15 protein-coding genes and 2 CRISPR repeat arrays are annotated in these 20,143 nt (G+C 56.6%); of the genes, 12 read left to right on the forward strand and 3 right to left on the reverse strand.

Annotation, left to right across the window (positions count from 1 at the left end; genetic code table 11):
* Window positions 1–2: 2 nt before the first annotated feature.
* The 8 genes from cysK (at window position 3) to cas2 (ending at window position 11,974) form a co-directional block, all read left to right on the forward strand.
* The gene (gene cysK / locus QWJ34_RS06615) at window positions 3–923 is read left to right on the forward strand and encodes a cysteine synthase A (protein ID WP_302726279.1); all 921 of its coding nucleotides are present in this window, start codon (window positions 3–5) and stop codon (window positions 921–923) included.
* A 536-nt stretch (window positions 924–1,459) separates the two neighbouring features.
* Window positions 1,460–3,352: a CRISPR direct-repeat array (repeat unit 32 nt; unit sequence GTTTCAATCCACGCACCCGCACGGGGTGCGAC).
* 451 nt (window positions 3,353–3,803) lie between these two features.
* On the forward strand, window positions 3,804–6,152 hold the full coding sequence (gene cas3, locus QWJ34_RS06620; RefSeq protein ID WP_302726280.1) for a CRISPR-associated helicase Cas3': 2,349 nt from the start codon (window positions 3,804–3,806) through the stop codon (window positions 6,150–6,152).
* A gap of 28 nt (window positions 6,153–6,180) precedes the next feature.
* The gene (gene cas5c / locus QWJ34_RS06625; protein WP_302726281.1) at window positions 6,181–6,852 is read left to right on the forward strand and encodes a type I-C CRISPR-associated protein Cas5c; all 672 of its coding nucleotides are present in this window, start codon (window positions 6,181–6,183) and stop codon (window positions 6,850–6,852) included.
* Complete coding sequence (gene cas8c / locus QWJ34_RS06630) at window positions 6,849–8,825, forward strand: type I-C CRISPR-associated protein Cas8c/Csd1 (protein ID WP_302726282.1); 1,977 nt, start codon at window positions 6,849–6,851, stop codon at window positions 8,823–8,825. The genes cas5c and cas8c overlap by 4 nt, the downstream gene beginning before the upstream one ends.
* Window positions 8,826–8,930: 105 nt before the next feature.
* Window positions 8,931–9,854, forward strand: coding sequence for a type I-C CRISPR-associated protein Cas7/Csd2 (gene cas7c / locus QWJ34_RS06635; protein ID WP_302726284.1), 924 nt, complete (start codon window positions 8,931–8,933; stop codon window positions 9,852–9,854).
* The gene (gene cas4 / locus QWJ34_RS06640; protein WP_302726286.1) at window positions 9,851–10,546 is read left to right on the forward strand and encodes a CRISPR-associated protein Cas4; all 696 of its coding nucleotides are present in this window, start codon (window positions 9,851–9,853) and stop codon (window positions 10,544–10,546) included. The genes cas7c and cas4 overlap by 4 nt, the downstream gene beginning before the upstream one ends.
* A 34-nt stretch (window positions 10,547–10,580) precedes the next feature.
* A complete protein-coding gene (gene cas1c / locus QWJ34_RS06645; RefSeq protein ID WP_302726288.1) occupies window positions 10,581–11,618 on the forward strand; it encodes a type I-C CRISPR-associated endonuclease Cas1c in 1,038 nt (345 codons plus the stop codon).
* A 65-nt stretch (window positions 11,619–11,683) separates the two neighbouring features.
* Window positions 11,684–11,974: a CRISPR-associated endonuclease Cas2 gene (gene cas2 / locus QWJ34_RS06650; protein ID WP_302726289.1), complete on the forward strand. Its 291-nt coding sequence runs from the start codon at window positions 11,684–11,686 to the stop codon at window positions 11,972–11,974.
* 523 nt (window positions 11,975–12,497) lie between these two features.
* On the opposite strand, the gene QWJ34_RS06655 is transcribed toward cas2, so the two are convergent.
* Both QWJ34_RS06655 and QWJ34_RS06660 read right to left on the reverse strand, forming a co-directional pair.
* Window positions 12,498–12,920: a hypothetical protein gene (locus tag QWJ34_RS06655; protein ID WP_302726290.1), complete on the reverse strand. Its 423-nt coding sequence runs from the start codon at window positions 12,918–12,920 to the stop codon at window positions 12,498–12,500.
* The gene (locus QWJ34_RS06660) at window positions 12,911–13,705 is read right to left on the reverse strand and encodes a nucleotidyl transferase AbiEii/AbiGii toxin family protein (RefSeq protein ID WP_302726291.1); all 795 of its coding nucleotides are present in this window, start codon (window positions 13,703–13,705) and stop codon (window positions 12,911–12,913) included. The genes QWJ34_RS06655 and QWJ34_RS06660 overlap by 10 nt, the downstream gene beginning before the upstream one ends.
* Before the next feature lie 295 nt (window positions 13,706–14,000).
* A CRISPR array of direct repeats spans window positions 14,001–14,627; the repeat unit is 32 nt; unit sequence GTTTCAATCCACGCTCCCGCACGGGGAGCGAC.
* Between the two features lie 334 nt (window positions 14,628–14,961).
* Between QWJ34_RS06660 and QWJ34_RS06665 the strand changes: the two genes are divergently transcribed.
* On the forward strand, window positions 14,962–15,870 hold the full coding sequence (locus QWJ34_RS06665) for an ATP-grasp domain-containing protein (protein ID WP_302726293.1): 909 nt from the start codon (window positions 14,962–14,964) through the stop codon (window positions 15,868–15,870).
* Window positions 15,871–15,979: 109 nt separating this feature from the next.
* The gene (locus QWJ34_RS06670) at window positions 15,980–16,168 is read left to right on the forward strand and encodes a glycine zipper domain-containing protein (protein WP_302726295.1); all 189 of its coding nucleotides are present in this window, start codon (window positions 15,980–15,982) and stop codon (window positions 16,166–16,168) included.
* Between the two features lie 67 nt (window positions 16,169–16,235).
* On the opposite strand, the gene QWJ34_RS06675 is transcribed toward QWJ34_RS06670, so the two are convergent.
* Entirely contained in the window at window positions 16,236–16,367 is a 132-nt protein-coding gene (locus QWJ34_RS06675; RefSeq protein WP_302726297.1) for a hypothetical protein, read from the reverse strand.
* Window positions 16,368–16,670: 303 nt separating this feature from the next.
* Between QWJ34_RS06675 and QWJ34_RS06680 the strand changes: the two genes are divergently transcribed.
* Together QWJ34_RS06680 and QWJ34_RS06685 are read left to right on the forward strand one after the other, a co-directional pair.
* Window positions 16,671–18,638, forward strand: a complete 1,968-nt coding sequence (locus QWJ34_RS06680; protein ID WP_302726298.1) for a beta-glucoside-specific PTS transporter subunit IIABC — start codon at window positions 16,671–16,673, stop codon at window positions 18,636–18,638.
* Entirely contained in the window at window positions 18,635–20,095 is a 1,461-nt protein-coding gene (locus tag QWJ34_RS06685; protein WP_302726299.1) for a glycoside hydrolase family 1 protein, read from the forward strand. The genes QWJ34_RS06680 and QWJ34_RS06685 overlap by 4 nt, the downstream gene beginning before the upstream one ends.
* The last annotated feature ends 48 nt before the right edge of the window (window positions 20,096–20,143 follow it).

Consider the following 20,143-nt stretch of genomic DNA (forward strand, 5'->3'; position numbering starts at 1 on the left):
AGATGGCATCGATTGTAGTGGACAGCATCACGGACCTGATCGGCTGTACGCCCGCGGTCCGGATTCGCAGATTGAACGGTCCGGAAGCCGCGGACGTGTACGTCAAGCTGGAGTTCTTCAACCCGAGCGGCAGCGTCAAAGACCGCGCGGCTTACAACCTGATCGCCCAGGCCGAACAGGACGGCATCCTGCGTCCGGGCGGCACGATTATCGAGCCGACAAGCGGGAATACCGGGATCGGACTGGCGATGAACGCCGCGGTCAAAGGCTATCGGCTGATCATCACGATGCCTTCGAACATGAACGAAGAACGCATCCGGATTCTCAAAGCGTACGGCGCGGAAGTGCTGCTGACGCCGGCGGAAGAGCGGATGCCCGGCGCGATCCGTAAAGCGCTGGAACTTCAGCGCGAGATTCCGGGCAGCTTCGTGCCGCAGCAGTTCGAGAATCCGGCCAACCCGGATATTCACCGCCGTACCACGGCGCGCGAGATCCTGGAACAGATGGAAGGCCGGATCGACGCTTTTGTAGCGACCGCGGGCACGGGCGGCACCATCACCGGCACGGGGGAAGAACTCCGGCGCGAGCTGCCGGATATCCGCATCGTCGTGGTGGAGCCCAAAGGCTCGCCGGTTCTCTCCGGCGGCGTCCCGGGTCCGCATAAGCTGGTCGGCACAAGCCCCGGCTTTATCCCGACGATCCTGAACCGCGACGTCTACGACGAGATCGTCCAGGTCGCCGACGAAGACGCGCTCGGCACCGCCAGCCTGCTGGCGCAGCGGGAAGGCCTGCTCGTCGGCCCGTCCTCCGGCGCCTCCGTCTGGGCGGCCCTGCGCGAAGCCGAGCGCCTGGGACCCGGCAAGCGGGTGCTTTGCATCGCTCCGGATAACGGGGAGCGGTATTTGAGTTCGGCGGCGGATTGACGGCGGAGAGTTTAAGAAAGTTCCGAAAGCAAATCGAAAAGCCGAAGTTTCCGTTCGTTCAGGCGAACGGGACTTCGGCTTTTTGTCGATTGGAGAGGCGAAAAGGCTGGGCGTTATCGCGTGTACCGCCGACCTTCCGTTTTTAGTTCGCTTTTCCGCAATGGAAAGGAAGCAAGCAGACGGATTCCGTGCTCGCGCATGCTGTAACGGAACGTAGATTCGTTAGGCGCTGCTCGGAGTGCTTCTCGCGGATCTAACGGATCTGAGCGCTCTTAAATGATCAGGATAGGCGGAAATCGGCTCGAAAATTCCGATTTCTCACCTTTGAGCGTCACCTGGTTCCGTTAGAATTTTTAAACCGCTCAAATCACGCTCTAAGCGTCGCCTCGTTCCGTTAGCGGGAACGGGATTGGAATTTTGTTGGTTTGGACAGATATTTTCGCACGGGGAGCGACGATCAGTCGTGCCGGCTCTCGCAATCCGGACTCGGGTTTCAATCCAGGTTCCCGCTTATATTGGACCTGGTCGCCGCTGTAGTCTCAATCCACGCACCCGCACGGGGTGCGACGACGGCGGGTCTTCACTATCATCCGCCCAAATCGTTTCAATCCACGCACCCGCACGGGGTGCGACAAAATTTTCACCGGCATCGCTCATATTATCAGCGTTTCAATCCACGCACCTGCACGGGGTGCGACGAGATGGACGAATCCATGAAAGGAGTTCAGATGAAGTTTCAATCCACGCACCCGCACGGGGTGCGACAATATCTTAGATATGCGCACGCGTAGCCGATATAAGTTTCAATCCACGCACCCGCACGGGGTGCGACAGCGATCCAGGGGATTGTGATCTTCGCGGGCTTCGGTGTTTCAATTCACGCACCCGCACGGGGTGCGACTTCCCAGCCGGATCACAAGCGCCGTCGCACGCTCGTTTCAATCCACGCACCCGCACGGGGTGCGACGATCAGCCAGACGGACATATCCTTCGCATCGATCTCGTTTCAATCCACGCACCCGCACGGGGTGCGACCGGCGACCGAAGCGGGGGCTGACGTGTCTGGAATGGTTTCAATCCACGCACCCGCACGGGGTGCGACTGACGGAAGACGAGTTTCGGAAAATCGCTGAGCTGTTTCAATCCACGCACCCGCACGGGGTGCGACTCAAAATAGCGATCGCGAGCAGCAATGTAAAAAGTGTTTCAATCCACGCACCCGCACGGGGAGCGACTTCCGGCAAGTCAGGTCGTGGACTTCCGCGACCCGTTTCAATCCACGCACCCGCACGGGGTGCGACACTTGCTTCACATCGCTGATGTGCTGCACATTCGGGTTTCAATCCACGCACCCGCACGGGGTGCGACTGCCCGGCCTGCGGGCATAAGGGGGAGCAGAAAGGAGTTTCAATCCACGCACCCGCACGGGGTGCGACACCCGTTCAAACGCCGGTACAAACGCCCGTACAGTTTCAATCCACGCACCCGCACGGGGTGCGACGTTGCTGTGTTCTGGTTTCAAAATAGGCGTGCTGAGTTTCAATCCACGCACCCGCACGGGGTGCGACGACCAAGTGTGGGGGCTTATGCCCCCTCCCTCTAGGTTTCAATCCACGCACCCGCACGGGGTGCGACCGAGTCCATGCGCGCGGTCAGTGTCGAGACTGCGCGTTTCAATCCACGCACCCGCACGGGGTGCGACGGACCTGTACAAGCGACACTGGAGCCCCGAATACGTTTCAATCCACGCACCCGCACGGGGTGCGACTGGGCGATATCGTAAACGATAGGCTGTTGGTCTGGTTTCAATCCACGCACCCGCACGGGGTGCGACAGGTGTTGTATCCGCGGACTACGCGCTCGTACCGGTTTCAATCCACGCACCCGCACGGGGTGCGACGGCGGGATTCTCGCCGCTTTGCTGTTTTGGTTCAGTGTTTCAATCCACGCACCCGCACGGGGTGCGACTGAGGCCAAAGTAAGCAAAAATATCAGTGACGCGTTTCAATCCACGCACCCGCACGGGGTGCGACCCAGATTTATCGCGCTTTCCTGATTGGATATATGTTTCAATCCACGCACCCGCACGGGGTGCGACGGAAACAGCGCCCTAAGTTTAGCGGCGCTGTCTGGTTTCAATCCACGCACCCGCACGGGGTGCGACTGTACAAAATACATTGACCGCAAGCGTAACAGGCGTTTCAATCCACGCACCCGCACGGGGTGCGACTTCGTCCGGGTCGAACGGCGGCGTCGCCACTACGTTTCAATCCACGCACCCGCACGGGGTGCGACTATTGTTCAGGGTTATAGGTCGATTGAAGAGCAGTTTCAATCCACGCACCCGCACGGGGTGCGACGATTTCTTCGGGTCAAACTTCCGGTTCTTCACTTCACGTTTCAATCCACGCACCCGCACGGGGTGCGACTGTCCCCACTCTGAGCCCTTACCCCGCAAGGCTTCCAGACCTCAAAAGTGCGAACCTCAAAATCAGCCTACCTAAAACTGGACAAAAACACAAGTAAAACTGGACAAAGCCTTACGTGGCGCGGGGTGCGAACCTCCCGGGAATTTCATAGGAGCTTCAGGTTCGCACTTTTTCATCAAATAAAAAGCAACCCAGCCCGGCAAGAATGGTAGCCAGGAAAGGTTGCGCTCTGGATGTCCGTCAGCCGATCGGAAGGGTCGATCAGAAAACGGGCACAGATAATTTATTTAGAATGATCATAAGGATAAATCGTAAACCTGTCAATCCAGCATTCATTCACACAAAATACAATTTCCATATGAATTAAAAAAAGGAGATAACAAGCATTTTGTTGAATACATAAGCGACCAACCAAAATACACAGGTCATTCCATTCGAAGGAGGTAGAAGATTGAACTACTACGCCCATACCACAGACTCCGACGACAAATCGACCTGGCAGCTGCTCAAGACGCATCTCACGGAAGTCGAAGAGCTGGCAGGTTCCATGGCTGACATCTTCGGGGCTTCGGAGTGGGCGGGAGCGGCCGGAAGACTGCACGATCTGGGCAAATACTCGCTGGCTTTTCAGCGGAGGCTCGACGGTTCTTCAAAACAGGTAGACCACGCGACGGCCGGAGCGCTGGAGCTGACTCGGCACTGGTCGGGCAATTTTACGGAAAAGCTGTCCGCGCGCCTGCTCGCTTATATCGTGGCCGGTCATCACGGCGGGCTGCCGGACTACGGAACGTCGGATGCGGATCACAACGCAACGCTTCGCAAAAGGCTGAAAAGTACGGATCATATCGAAGACTACAGCGCCGCCTATACAGAAATCACCCTCCCCGATGCTCCGCGCCGCATTCCGATCAAGGCCGGACCCGCGCACGCGCCCGGCTTCCAGTTTTCTTTTTTCACCCGCATGCTGTTCTCCTGTCTGGTCGACGCCGACTCCCTCAATACCGAAGCTTTCGCCGATCCGTCCAAACATCGTCTGCGCAAACGCGAAGAACAGGCGGACGAACAAACGAAGAAGCTGTTCGAGCAGCTCAGGGAGCGGTTCTACGCCTATCGCAGCGCCAAATTCCATACGCCCCGCGGCGATATCGACCGCTGGCGTACGGAAATCTTCGAAGAAACGATCCGGCGCGCCGCCGATCCTCGCGGACTGTTCAGCTTGACCCTGCCGACCGGAAGCGGAAAAACGCAGGTTTCGCTGGGCTTCGCGCTCGAACATGCGATTACGCACAGCCTGCGGCGAATCATTTACGTAATTCCGTATACATCGATCATCGAGCAGAACGCCCAGGAGTTTCGGGACATTCTCGGCGGCGGACTTGTGCTTGAGCATCATTCCAACTTTCAACATGAACCGCATGCCGACGGAACGCCAAGCTTCGAAACGACGGAACGTCAGAAGCTGGCCGAAGAAAACTGGGAACTTCCTCTGATCGTGACGACGAACGTACAGTTTTTCGAATCGCTGTTCGCCGCCCGGCGTTCTTCGACGCGCAAGCTGCACAATATCGCCGGAAGCGTCATCGTGCTCGACGAAGCGCAGATGATGAACGGCGGATTTTTTAAACCTTGCCTGTATGCGCTGGACGAACTGGTTCGCAATTACGGATGTTCCGTGATGTTCTGTACCGCGACCCAGCCGCCTGCCGACCAACTGCTGCCGCACGCGAAGATCGTGGAGACCGTCACCGATCCGCAGCGCCGTTACGAGCAGTTCGAGCGGGTGAATATCCGTTTTGCCGAAAAAAAAACGTGGACGGAACTTGCGGAGCGGATTGCGGAAAACCGGCGGCAGGCGCTCTGCATCGTCAATACGCGCGGCAACGCCCGGGTATTGTACGAAACGCTGGCGGAGCAATACGCGGAAGACGAATTGGATCATCTAAGCGCCCGTATGTGCCCGCAGCACCGCAGGGATATTTTGCGTACGGTCAAAAAGCGCCTCGACGCCGGGCTGCCCTGCGTGCTCGTCAGTACGCAGCTGATCGAAGCCGGCGTGGATATCGACTTTCCCGCGGTGTATCGCGAGCTGGCCGGGATCGATTCGATCGCGCAGGCGGCGGGACGCTGCAATCGCAACGGACGGTTAATGCGGGGCGGGCAGCCGTGCAAAGGCGAAGTGACCGTTTTCGAAACGGAGAAAGGGCTGCCGGCCGGCTGGATGAGTCGAACCGGCTCAATCGCCCGCAAACTTCTGCTTGAATACGGCGAAAGCGGAACGAGCCCGCTGTCGATCGAGGCGGTACGGAAATACTTCGCGGAGTTGTTTTTTTACGGGCAAAGCAGCGAATCCGATCAAACGGATTCCGAAGGCATTCTGCCGCTGCTGGAAGAAGATGCGAAAGATATGGGGTTTCCTTTTAAAACGGTGGCCGATAAATTCAGCCTGATCGACTCGCCGATGCAAACGCTGCTGATTCCCTACGTCGACGACAAAGAACGCGAAGAAGCGCAGGCGGCCGGGCAAGATCCCGACGATCCTTATTATGAAGGCAAAGCCCGGAAATTGCTGAATCGCTTGGAAAAAGAACCTTTCGAAATCAGGTCGATCATGCGCGCTCTTCAACCTTATACCGTCCAGCTTTATCCGTACGAATTCGGAGAATACCAACGCGCGGGAGAGCTGGAAGAAGTTCGCGAAGGGATTTTTGTGTTGAGCCGGGCGAATGCCTGGTATGACCTAAAGACGGGAATCAAGCCGTATTCGCTGCAAAGCGCGGTTGAGGAACTGTGGATTGTATAAGTGCAAGCAGAAAGGAGGGCCGGTATAGATGGGCTATGGAATCAGGCTTTATGTATGGGGAGATCGGGCGTGCTTCACGCGTCCGGAAATGAAGGCGGAGCGGGTGAGCTACGACGTGATGACGCCTTCGGCGGCGCGCGGGATTCTGGAAGCGATCCATTGGAAGCCGGCGATTCGCTGGGTGGTGGACCGGATTCATGTGCTGAACGAGATCGCTTTCGATTCCGTGCGGCGCAACGAAGTAGAGAATAAGATTTCGGCTTCCCAGGTGAAATCGGCGATGAACGGGCGCGATATTGTACTGAATCAGGCTTCTTCGGAGGAGCGGCAGCAGCGCATGACCGTGATGCTGCGGGATGTGGCTTATGTCATCGAGGCGCACTTTGAAATGACGTCGAGCGCGGGCGAAACCGACAATCCGGAAAAGCATTACAGCATCTTTTCCCGGAGAGCACGCAACGGGCAGTTTTATCATCAGCCGTATTTCGGATGCCGGGAATTCCCGGTGCATTTCGAACTGCTGGAAGACGGACAGCCGCTGCCCGCTTCGTATTATGCGCAAACGCCGGAGCGGGATTTGCAGTGGATGCTGTGGGATCTGGAGTACGGGCAGGATATAACGCCGAAGTTTTTCCGGGCAACCATGCGCGAAGGCGTGATCGAAGTGCCGGACCTGCATAAGCGGGAGGTGCGGTCATGATCGTGCAGTCGCTTTACGAGCGATACGAGCAGCTGCTGGCGGACCCGAATTCCGGAATGTCGAAGCCGGGCTACAGCTCGGATAAAGTGTCTTTTGTACTGGAAATTAGCGAAAACGGCGAACTACGGAATATCGTGGATCTGCGCGTGCAGCAGGGCAAAAAGCTGGTTCCGCTGCGGATGATGGTGCCGGAGCATCCGGTGCGCACAAGCGGGATCAAGCCTTTTTTTCTATCGGACAAAGCGGAATATCTACTCGGAATACTGGCGGACAAAGACTCGGGACTCAAAGCGTCGCCCGCCAAATACGCCAGCAGCGCCGACCTTCACAAACGGCTGCTTGCAGGATGCGATCGGCGGGAAGCCCGGGCTGTCGCCGGTTTCTTCGAAGGGTGGGACCCGCAGGCGCTGTCGGAGACTTCGCCTTTTTACAGCGATCTGCTCAAAATCGTCGGAACGACGGATAACAATCTGATCTTCCATTTGAGCGGAGCGAATGAATATGTACATGAGGTGCCGGAGGTGCAGGAAGTCTGGGACCGCTCGATCGCGGAAGCCGAAGCGGGCAGCGATGCGGTACTCGGCGATTGTCTGGTTACGGGCCGCGCCGATCAGCCGATTGCCAAAGTACACAAAGTGAATATTAAAGGCGTTCCGAATTCGCAACAGGCCGGTGCAAGCTTAATCTCTTTCAACTTCAAAGCAGCCGAGTCGTATGGAAAAGAAAAAAGTCTCAACGCTCCCGTCAGCGAAGCCGCTTCGGTCGGTTACGCCAAAGCGCTGAATCATCTGCTGCTGTCGGAACGCAACCGGCTGCGCCGCATGGGCGATATGACGGTCGTCTTCTGGGCGCAGCGTCTGCCGGACGAACCGGAGCGGGATTGGGAGCTGCAGGAGAGCATGTTCGGGACGTTTTTTGAAGGAGGACACGGCGAAGCGTCTTCCGGCAGCGCGAACGACGCCGGCGAAGCGGCGGAATCTTCCGACAATGCCGGAACCATGGCGGCAGGCGAAGAAGATCGCGCGCTGACCCGCCAGGTGGAGGACCTGCTCGGCCGTGTCAAACGCGCGGAAACCGTAACCGCGGATATGCTGCCGGCCAAAGAAGCTTCCTTCTATGTGCTCGGTATGTCGGGTAACAATGCGCGTTTGGCGGTACGCTTTTTCTGGAACGGCTCGTTCGAAGAACTGTTTCGCAAACTGAGTTTGTACGCGTCGGATATGGCGATGAACCGTCCGGGCGATCGCCCTGCCGATCTTCCGCAGCTGTTCAATATCATGCTCCAGACGGTACGGCAGACCGGCGATATGTCCAAGATGCGGCAAAGCATCTCGGGTGCGATGGAAAGCGAATGGTTCCGGGCGATGCTGAGCGGAGGCGCGCTGCCGTATTCGGTCTACGCCGCCGTCGTCGGACGAGCGCGGGTGGACGGGCGCATGTCGCCATACGGCGAGCACGGACGAAGCGCCTGGATTCGGGCTTCGATCATCAAAGCTTACTTAACGAGATACGCGCGGATTCATCACTTTAACGAAATCGAGGAGGCGTTGACGCCTATGTTAAACGAAAACGCGCAGCCGGTCGCTTACCGGTTGGGAAGACTGTTTGCGGTGTTGGAACGGGCGCAGACGGATGCGGCGGGCGGACCTAACCGTCTGAATGCGACGATCAAGGACCGCTATTTCGGTTCCGCTTCCTCGACGCCGGCCGCTGTATTCCCGATCCTGCTTCGTCTGGCGCAGCATCATATGTCGAAAGCGGAGTACGGCAGATTCCGCGATCGGGAGATCGGGGCTATTTTGCAGGGCGTGGACGGGTTTCCGAATCATCTGGACTTGAAGCAGCAGGGGCTCTTCATGCTTGGATACTATCATCAGGCGGCTTACCGGGCTCCGGCAAAGACGGCAATCGGCGAACCTTCGGAGCATGCGGCCGAGAGCGGGGAAGACCTTTCGAACGAAGTACAGGTATAAACGCAGCCGGATAAACGCGAAAGCCGGGCATAAGATCGAGGATCTGCACACCATTACACCGCGGTACGGGCCACGGCCTTATTCCGCGAAACGGAGGCTAATGAAATGACGGATGCGAATATTCAGGGATCTATTTTGGAGCAGGAAGACGTAGAGAACAGCAGCACGGTAGGCACCATCAATCGTCACGAATTCACCATCTTCTTCGATGTGACCAACGGCAACCCGAACGGCGACCCGGATATGGGCAATATGCCGCGGATCGATCCGGAGACCGGACACGGAATTGTGACCGATGTCTGCCTGAAACGCAAAGTGCGCAACTATGTGGATATTACGCGCGAGCAGGGCGAAGGGCACCGGATCTATGTAACGGAAGGCGCGGTGCTGAACGAACAGCATCGCAAAGCGTATCGCAGCCTGCGCGAAGAAGACGTGGACAAAGCCAAAGAATTGAAGCCGAAAGACCGCGCCGAAGCGGCGCTGCTCACCCACTGGATGTGCGACAATTTCTACGACGTCCGCGCGTTCGGCGCCGTGATGACCACCAAAGTCAACTGCGGCCAGGTGCGCGGACCGGTCCAGTTTACGTTCGCCCGCAGCATCGATCCGATCTTCTCGCAGGAAACGACGATTACGCGCATGGCCGTGACGCAGGAAGGCAGCGATAAAGAACGCGAGATGGGACGCAAGCATATCGTGCCTTACGGACTGTACCGGATGGACGGCTATGTGTCGGGACATCTGGCGGAGAAAACGCATTTCGGTCCGGAAGATCTGGAACTGCTGTGGGAGTCGCTGGAGAATATGTTCGAACACGACCGCTCCGCTTCCCGCGGACAGATGGCGCTGCGCAAGCTGATCGTGTTCGAACACGCGTCCAAGCTTGGAAACGCCCCGGCGCATAAACTGTTCGAACGGATAGTGGCGCGTAAAACGAACGATGCTCCGGCGCGTTCCTATACGGATTACGAGATCGAAGTGCGTACAGCCGATCTGCCGGACGGCGTGACGGTAACCGAAAGATGAGCGCGCCCAAGGCGTACGGTGACGACGAACTGCTGATGCTGTCCGGTCTCCAGCATTATTCGTTCTGCAAACGCCAGTGGGCGCTGATCCATATCGAACAGCAATGGGAAGAAAATATCAAAACGTACGAAGGGCAGCTGCTGCATAAACGCGCGGATAATCCCGAACTGACGGAGAAAAGAGGCAATCTGCTGATCTCCCGCGCCATGCCGCTCGTTTCGCATCGGCTGGGACTCAGCGGTAAAGCGGACGTGATCGAGTTTCATGCCGCGGATATCGAAACGCCTCCGGGACTGGCCGCAAAGCTCGCCGGTCGGCGCGGAAGCTGGATTCCTTTTCCCGTTGAATACAAGCGCGGCAAGCCCAAACCCGACGATTGGGACGAAGTACAGCTCTGCGCACAGGCGATTTGTCTGGAAGAGATGTTCGGTGTAACCGTCGAAGAAGGCGCTTTGTTCTACGGCGAGCGGGAACGGCGGGTGGATGTTGCATTCACGGAAAGTCTGCGCAAGCGCGTCGAGGAATACTTGTCCGGGATGAGGGAATTGTTCGACAGAGGAGAAACGCCGCCCGCGCGGTACAAGGCCGGATGTAAGTCGTGTTCGCTGATCGATATCTGTATGCCCAGGATGAGAACGGGCGGCGTCGGGCGCTATATGGAAACCTATCTGGAGGACGACGAGGAAGAATAACGCGGCGTTCGTGCCGGAGAAGGGAGAGGTTGTTTTGCGAAAACTGCTGAATACGCTCTACGTTACGGCCGCGGACAGTTATCTGGCGCGCGACGGCGAGAATGTGCTTGTGCTGATGGGCGACAAAGAGCAGAAAGAAAAGTTCCGCGTACCCGTGCACAATTTGGAGCAGATCGTGACATTCGGTTATACGGGCGCAAGTCCGGCGCTGTTCCATCTGTGCGCGGAACGCGGCGTCGGATTGACTTTTCTCAACGAATACGGCGGTTTTCAGGCGCGTATTCAAGGAAAGGTGAACGGGAATGTGCTGCTGCGGCGCAAACAGTACCGGCTGGCGGACGGAGAAGAAGCGGTGCGGATCTCGGGACGGTTGATCCAGGCGAAGATTATCAACTCGCGCAGCGTGCTGCGCCGGGCGGTGCGCGACCATGCGGCGGAGATCGATGCGGTCAAAGTCACGGAGGCGGCGAACGCGCTCAAGCGGTTGTCGCTGTCGGTGTTGAAAATGCCGACCGGCAATACGATTCGGGGCGCGGAAGGCGAAGCGGCGAAGATTTATTTCGGAGCGATGAACGAGTTGATCCTGGCGGACCGGAATCTTTTCTATATGCAAACGAGAAACCGCCGTCCGCCGCTCGATCCGCTCAACGCGCTGCTTTCCTTCGTTTATACGCTGCTGCGCATCGATGTGCAGTCGGCGCTTGAGACGGTAGGACTCGATCCAGCCGTGGGATTTCTGCATCGCGACCGCCCCGGCCGGGCAAGCCTTGCGCTTGATTTGATGGAAGAACTTCGTCCGTACGTCGCCGATCGGCTGGTCTTGTCGCTGGTGAATCGCCGTCAGCTGTCCGCGAAGTCTTTTGTGATTAAAGAAAACGGGGCCGTGCTGCTTAAAGACGATGCACGCAAAGAAGTACTGTCCGCCTGGCAGAAACGCAAGCAGGAAGAGATCACGCATCCTTTTCTGGGTGAAAAGATTTCGCTCGGATTGCTGCCTTACGCGCAGGCGCTGCTGCTGGCGAGGCATATCCGGGGCGATATGGACGACTATCCGCCGTTTCTGTGGAAATAAAGGTACATCATGCCGCCCATATCGCCTGAATCGAACAGGCAGGGCGGGGAAAGGAAGCGGCTCCCATGATGGTGCTGATTACGTACGATGTGCAGACGACTTCCCCGGAAGGCGTGAAGCGCCTGCGTTCCATCTCAAAGATCTGCCAGAATTACGGCCAGCGGGTACAGAATTCCGTCTTCGAATGCCTCGTCGACCCGTGGCAGTTCAAGCAGCTCAAGACGCAGCTCGAATCGGTCATGGACCCTAAAGCGGATAGCCTGCGCTATTATATGCTCGGAGCGAATTGGAAAAGGAAAGTGGAGCATGTAGGGGCGAAAGAAGGGTATGACCCGGAAGGGCTGCTGTTGTTGTAAAGCGTGTGGGGGATAGGCGAAAAGCCGCGGGATGCGTTCCTGCGGCTTATTTGTGTGCTGGGAGGGCGCGATGTCTTCATCCATGTTTCCAGTGAGGAACAACATGGAGCTGATTCGTCGTAGGAGGGTACTCATTGTTTCAATCTATGCTCTTGCGTAGGGAGCGACGGCCCCAAGGAGTACACTGTTTGTTAGGAGGGCGATGTGTTTCAATTCACGCTCCCGCATGGGGAGCGACTGTTCCCACTCTGAGCCCTTGTGCTGCAAGGCTTCCAGACCTCAAAAGTGCGAACCTCAAAATCAGACTAACGAAAACTGGACAAAAACACAAGTAAAACTGGACAAACCCTTATGTGGCGCGGGGTGCGAACCTCCCGGGGATTTCATGGGAGCTTCAGGTTCGCACTTTTTGAGAGTATGGTTTAAGAAGCCTGATTGGTCTGAGACTAAAAAAAGAACTCAGCCTCTAAAGTCGAAAGGCAAAGTTCTTCGCTTCTATCGTTTGAATTGAAGATTAATCGCTTCATCCATGTTCGTAAAACTCGCTTAACCATTCATCCAACTCCACAATTCGCTGCTTTAGCTCATTCAGGCATCCGTATTCTTTTGCCACTTTTAGAAGAGCATTCGTGTTCCGGTGTTCTCGCAAATACCGATCGAGGCTTTCAAAAAGAACTCTCTCTTCACGATCAAAACGAAGCAAATCGACAATCGTTCGCTCGGGAGAAGTCAAATACAAGCCGTGTCCAACTTTGCGCGTAAATCTCAAATCGAGTTCCGCTTGCGCATACATTTGCAGATAACCCATGTTGTAATCGCGAGGCAGCGGGGCAAACACCATGACGGGCAGCGAAGGAAAAGTAGACTGCCGATTCAGATGCGAGGCGCTCTCCATACATAATACGCCGGATAGATCGCTGTTGGCGAAGAAAGAGCTCAGCTCCATTTTTCCACCCACTCTCCCTGAATTGGATTCCAATAAGCCGCGGAAATTTCCGCTTGATTCAACTGCCCGGCGATCGGATAAACGAAAGTAATCACGCGAGCGCAGACCGTTTCGAACGAAGGTTTATTTGGGATTCCGCTCAATTTCGAATACGCGTGCTCCAACTTGACCGGATCGGCAATATGATAAGGAATTTCTATACCTTTGCCAACCGCTAACTTTTCTTGGATTTCCGGCAGCAGCACGTTCATAGCGTAGTCCATCAAATAAGAAAAAAGGTAAAGGTCGTAAAGGTCTTTGGATCTTCTGTAGATACGGGTTGAAAGAAATACAGCCACTTTATCCGCGAGCATGGTAGGGATCGTGAACCCCGGCAAGTAGCCGCCTACATAAATCTCCGTTTTACCTGAAAAAGAACTGATATTCATGTCTACATCGAATTGATGATTCTGACTGCTGGTAAGGGTGACTGTATCGCTGCCGGGAAAGCGGTCGAATCCTCTTCTGCTTTTGAGCGAATAAGATAAGCCCAACTGAGAGGATTGACTAATCTTTTTGGGAACTTCGTCGAGAAATTGCTCCCAACTTTCTTTTTTGGAAATATGAAAATCCGCGTCTACTGTAGGCCTGGCAACCAGATTAGCATTATATTTCTGCACAGCTGCCTCCAGATTGAGCCCGCCTTTTAAAACGATACGATCCGAGAAGCCGGCGGCGTTGACCGCTTTGACGAAGTCTCTTAGTACCTGTTGGAGAGAGTAGGGCGATGAAGAAAAAATATTCATGATACCGCTCCTTGGTCGACCGACTAGCAAATTTGTTTTGTCTTTCTGTAAGTATAGCATCATTATATGGATTTTGAATCATGCTCTGGGGCAGAGGAATGGGGGTTTTATGGAATAAAAAATGCTCTCGTATGGGGAGCGACTCTTCCAGATGCAGGCGTCCGGGTACGATCGCATGCGGTTTCAATCCACGCACTCGCACAAAGTGCGACCAGGTATGACAAGCGCAGGGTTAGCATCCGCCCGCCGTTTCAATCCACGCACCTACGCCGTCGTAAACAGCGCCAGCCCGAGCGTTTCAATCCACGCACCCGCACGGGGAGCGACGCATCTTTAGCCTGTCCCTGAACATCGGAATTTGTTTCAATCCACGCTCCCGCACGGGGAGCGACACGATCGGGAAGTCGATCTTGTAGAACGACCGAGTTTCAATCCACGCTCCCGCACGGGGAGCGACGGCCGGAAACTGCCAACGAAATTCATGATAGATCGGTTTCAATCCACGCTCCCGCGTAGGGAGCGACAGAAAATAAGATGCCGTATACAGAAATTTTTAAGTTTCAATCCACGCTCCCGCGTAGGGAGCGACTTTTTCGACGGAATAATCGAAAAAACCGGCTCAAGTTTCAATCCACGCTCCCGCACGGGGAGCGACTTTCATTGTGGCATTTAGTTATTATGATAATGAGTGTTTCAATCCACGCTCCCGCACGGGGAGCGACAGTTCACGAGGAAACTTGTTCGTACCGGGATACGGTTTCAATCCACGCTCCCGCACGGGGAGCGACAAAAGAGGTCAGCGGCACAAGCAGCAAGATTCCTGTTTCAATCCACGCTCCCGCACGGGGAGCGACGATGGGGAATCGCCAAGCGGTAAGGCACCGGGCTTTGTTTCAATCCACGCTCCCGCACGGGGAGCGACTGTCCCCACTCCGAGCCCTTGCCCCGCAAGGCTTCCAGACCCCAAAAGTGCGAACCTCAAAATCAGCCTACCGAAAACTGGACAAAAACACAAGCAAAACTGGACAAAGCCTTACGTAGCGCGGGGTGCGAACCTCCCGGGGATTTCATGGGAGCTTCAGGTTCGCACTTTTGCTCTGATTTCTTCCTACATTAATATCGTTCAGGTAGTATCGCTCAACAGCGCCGTATCTCCTCCGCCAATCGCCCACCATTGCAAACGCTCCCGCCTCGCTCTATCATAAACGTTAACACGCAGCCCGAAATCTCCAACTCACTGCTAAGGAGCAACCCTTATGAAAATCCTATTCCCCGCTTCTCCGCTCGATGAGCGGAAGCCGGACGAGAGTTACGCCGAAGAATACGAATCCGCGCAGGCTGCCGGTTTTACGGTCGGGCTGGTCAATCTGGAGGAGCTGCTGCTGAACCGCGATCCGGTGCGGGCGATTCGGATGCTGAAAGCGGAAGAGGAGCGCACCGAAGCGATCTATCGCGGCTGGATGCTGAAGCCCGCCGACTATGCGCTGCTGTTCGATACGCTCAAGTCCCGCAATCTGCGGCTCATCAACACGCCGGAACAGTACAAGCACGCCCATTATCTTCCGGAATCTTACGACAAGATCGCAGGCCGCACGCCGGAATCGGTCTGGGTGCCGGCTGCCACCCCCGAGCCGCCTATGAACGAAGTTTACGAAGCGATCCGCGTATTCGGCGAGCGGCCGATCGTCGTCAAAGACTACGTCAAATCGCGCAAGCACGAATGGCTGGAAGCCTGCTATATCCCGAACGCCGCCGACCGGGATCAGGTGGAGCGGGTCGTGCGTACTTTTCTGGACCGGCAGGGCGACGAGTTGAACGAAGGCCTGGTGTTCCGGGAGTTTGTCGAACTGGAATTGCTGTCGCATCATCCCCGGAGCGGCATGCCGCTGTCCCGGGAAACGCGCGTGTTTGTGCTGGACGGCAAACCGGCGTACGTATCGAACTACTGGTCGGCGGGCGAAGACCGCGAATTCGAACAGGCGCTGAGCGAATTTGTGCCGACGATCGCCGAGGTGGAGAGCCGTTTTTTCACAATGGATTTTGCCAAACGCAAAAACGGGCCGTGGATCGTGCTCGAACTGGGCGACGGACAAACGGCGGGGCTGCCCGACGATACGGATGCCGGCGTTTTCTACAGGAAATTAAGCGAGGCTTTGCACGGATAACGGTCAAGCGAGCTTGACTTTTTGAAACTTTTCAAGCCAAAAAACGTAATAGAACGAACAATGTCGGCGGAAAAAGTCGGATTTTATTCCAAAGCGGAGGTATCGTACAATGAACGGTAATCAAAGCGAAGACAGCAGACAAAAAGCAATGGGCGCCGGAATTGCGCTGGGGGCGGCGATCGGGCTGCTGTTCGGTCTGGCCCTGGACAATATCGCGCTCGGCCTGCCGATCGGGATCGGCGTAGGCGTGGCGGTCGGCGCAGCGTCTGCCAACAAGAATAAGGAGTCGCGCAAATAGAAGCACGGCAAACAAGTACATGAACAGCAAAACCGGCAGCCCGCAGTTTGCGCGGCTGCCGGTTTTTTCAATGATGAAGAAACAGCAGCCGTCCCAGCTCTTGCAGAGAAGGAAGTTCCGACTGCTGCTCGGCCAACACGGTCTCGCCCTGCATAAGCCGGCCTGCGGCTGTATCGATCCAGTAATGAGATTTTTTCATGGGATTCCTCCTTAATCGAGACAGGGTTTCCCGGCTGGAGCGCCAGGGATCAACTGCCTTTTTTATCCGGTTGACACCGCTTTCTTGGCATGTTATCGTTAACGGCAGAAGACAAACGAATATCCGATGCGGACGTGTTACTGGTCGAGCAGGCAGGATCCATTCGGGAACGACGCACGCGCCTTTTTGTAGAGCGCAGGCCTTTTTCCGAATAGGATCTTTTTTTGTGTTCTGATATCACGGACGGCGGTGCCGGGCTGAGCAGCCGGCAGCTCCGCCGCTCCGAACATGGAGGAATGGAACATGGAAAGAAGCCAGCTTGCGGAGCGAATTCTGCAACATGTCGGCGGAGAAAAGAACGTCGTCAGTCTGATCCACTGTATGACGAGGCTGCGATTCACGCTGCGGGATTCGGGCAAAGTCAACGAACGGGAGCTGCGGGTGCTGCCCGGCGTGCTCGGTTCGACCGACAACGGCGGCCAGTATCAGGTCATTATAGGCAACGACGTGCCTAAAGTCTACCAGGAGGTCGTAAAGCTGCTGCCCGCGCAGGGCGCTTCGCAAGCTTCCGGCGGTGCCGACGAACCGAAGAAGAAAATGAACGTTTTGATGCGCATGGTCAACGTGCTGTCGTCCGCGATGGCGCCGATCGTGCCGGCTCTGGCCGGGGCGGGTATTCTGAAAGTCATCATCTCGCTGCTCGTGCTGACGGGCGTGCTGACCGCGGAAGATCGCGTTTATTATTTTCTGTCCTTTTTCGCCGATGCGGTATTCTACTTCCTGCCGTTCATGCTGGCGCTGTCTTCGGCCAACAAGTTCAAAGTCAATCCGTATCTGGCGCTGGCGATCGCCGGCATCATGCTGCATCCCAAGTGGATCGAGCTGGTCACAGCCAATGAACCCGTCGCCCTGCTGGGCGTGCCGGTGACGCTGATCAACTACAGTTCGACCGTAATTCCGATTATCGTCGTCGTGTGGCTGATGTCCTACGTCGAACGCTTCGCGGAGCGGGTGTCGCCGGGCGTGATCAAAGTCTTTTTCAAACCGCTGGTCGTGATTATCGTCATGGCGCCGGTCGCGCTGCTTGCGGTCGGTCCGCTGGGCTACCATCTCGGAAACGGGCTTGCGGTCGGTATTTACTTTATCCAGGAAAAAGTAGGCTGGCTCGCGCTGGCGATTCTGTCCGGCTTCAAGCCGCTGCTGGTCATGACCGGCATGCACTGGGCTTTTACGCCGGCCATCATCACCTCGATCGCGACCTACGGATACGACGGCTTGATGGCGGTCAGCTCGCTCTCCGCGATCTTCTCGCTGACCGGCGCGTGCTTCGCGGTCGCGATCAAGACGCGCGACAAGTCGATGCGCCAGATCGCGATCTCCTCGGGGACGACCGCGCTGCTGTCCGGCGTTACCGAGCCCGCGATCTACGGCGTCGTATTCCGGCTCAAACGTCCGATGATCGCCAGTATTATCGCGGGGCTGATCGCCGGCGTGTTCGCCGGCATCGTCAAGCTCAAGATCTTCGCCATGGTCTCGCCGTCGCTGCTCAAGCTGCCTTCGTTCGTCAGCGATCTGTATCCGGGCAACTTCCTGAACGCGGTGATTACGGCTTCGATTGCGCTGGTCGCTTCGTTTATCCTGACGTTTGTGCTCGGTTTCAAAGACGAAAGCGTTTCGGAAGTCCAGCCGTCCGGTGCGGAAGTTACCGGCGAGAACGGCAGTAACGCTCCCGGAGCCGATGCCGGGCCCGCGGCTCTATCCGTTCTCTCCAAGCAGCAGCTCCCGGTATTCAGCCCGCTGCGCGGCGAAGCCGTCGATTTGTCGAAGGTCGACGATAACGTGTTTGCCGACGAGCTGATGGGCAAAGGGATCGCGGTGATTCCGGCCGAAGGCCGGCTGGTCTCGCCGGTCGGGGGCACGGTTACCACGCTCACCAAAAGCAAACACGCCATCTCGGTCACGTCCGACGAAGGCGTCGAGGTGCTGATGCATATCGGTGTCGATACCGTGCGGCTCAAAGGGCAATTTTTTGAAAATCTCGTGGAAGCCGGCGATCGGGTCGAAGTGGGCGATCCGCTGATCGAGTTCAGTATCGAAGACATTCGCGCGGCGGGCTTCGATGTGATCACGCCGATCATCATTACGAACACGGCGGATTATCTCGATGTCATCGGCGGAGGGAACCGCGATGTCCAGCCGGGCGATCAACTGATTGCCGTTTTACAGCCGCATTCGAACATATTAAACCGGGCAGGAGGAGATTTAAGATGAAAAAAGTACGAGAACAATTTCCGCCGGACTTTCTCTGGGGAGGCGCGACGTCCGCGATCCAGATCGAAGGCGGTTTCCGAGAAGGCGGCAAAGGACCGTCGACCGCGGATCACGTCACGGTCGGCAGCCGGACGTCCAAACGCCGGATCACGCGGGAGTTCGAAGAAGGGACGCTGTACCCGAGCCACGAAGCCATCGACTTTTACCATCGGTATAAAGAAGACATCGCGCTGTTTGCGGAGATGGGGTTCAAGATTTTCCGCATGTCGATCTCCTGGACGCGTATTTTCCCGACGGGCGAAGAAAGCGAGCCGAACGAGGAAGGGCTGCGTTTTTACGACAGGGTGTTTGCGGAGCTGCGCAGGCACGGCATCGAACCGCTGGTGACGCTGTCGCATTACGAACTTCCTTTTGTACTGAGCGAGAAATATAACGGTTGGGAATCGCGCCGGCTGGTCGACTTGTTTGCCAAGTACGCCGAAGTCGTGCTGGAACGCTACAAAGATTCGGTCAAATACTGGATTACGTTCAACGAATTGAACTGTCTGCTGAAGCCTTACGGGACGTACTTCGCCGGCGGCATGCTGCTGCCCGAGGAGAACGGCGAACTCTTTTTCAAGCCGACGAACGACGATGCGCGCAAAAGACTCCAGGCCATGCACCATCAGCTGGTGGCGAGCGCAAAAGCCGTGGCGATCGGACGCCGGATCAATCCGGAGTTCCGTATCGGCTGCATGATCACCTACCATTCGCCGTATCCGTACACGTGCAGCCCGGACGACGTGATGCTGGCGCAGGAAGAAGACCTGATCAACAACCTGCTCTGTTCGGACGTGCAGATTCGCGGCGAATATTCCGGACCCGCGCTGCGCTATATGGCGGACAAGGGCATCGAGCTGGAGGTAGAGGCGGAAGACGATGCGATTTTGCAAAACGGCTGCGTCGACTACTATACGTTCAGCTATTACACGCCGTTTACGCTGAGCACCGATCCGACGCTGGAAACGACGGCGGGCAATATGGCGCGGGGCATCAAGAATCCGTATATCCCGACAAGCGACTGGGGCTGGCAGATCGATCCGCAGGGGCTCCGCTGGGCGCTGAACAACATCCACCACCGTTACCAGATCCCGATGATGGTCGTGGAAAACGGGCTGGGCGCGGCGGACACGGTGGAAGAAGACGGTTCGATTCAAGACGATTACCGCATCGGTTACCTGCGCGAACATGTGCTGGCGATGAAGCAGGCGATCCGCGACGGCGTCGATCTGATCGGTTACACGGCGTGGGGCTGCATCGACCTGGTCAGTATTTCCACGGGGGAGATGGCGAAGCGGTACGGCATGATCTATGTGGACAAACACGACGACGGAAGCGGCACGCTGGAACGGCGCCGCAAGAAGTCTTTCGACTGGTATAAGCAGGTGATCGCCTCCAACGGCGAGGAATTGAGTTAAAGCCGCGGCATTCCGGATATGGAGGCGGCGCGAAGAGGGTGGACGAAG

The sequence above is a fragment of the Saccharibacillus sp. CPCC 101409 genome, from assembly GCF_030518235.1.
In the GTDB taxonomy this organism is placed as follows: domain Bacteria; phylum Bacillota; class Bacilli; order Paenibacillales; family Paenibacillaceae; genus Saccharibacillus.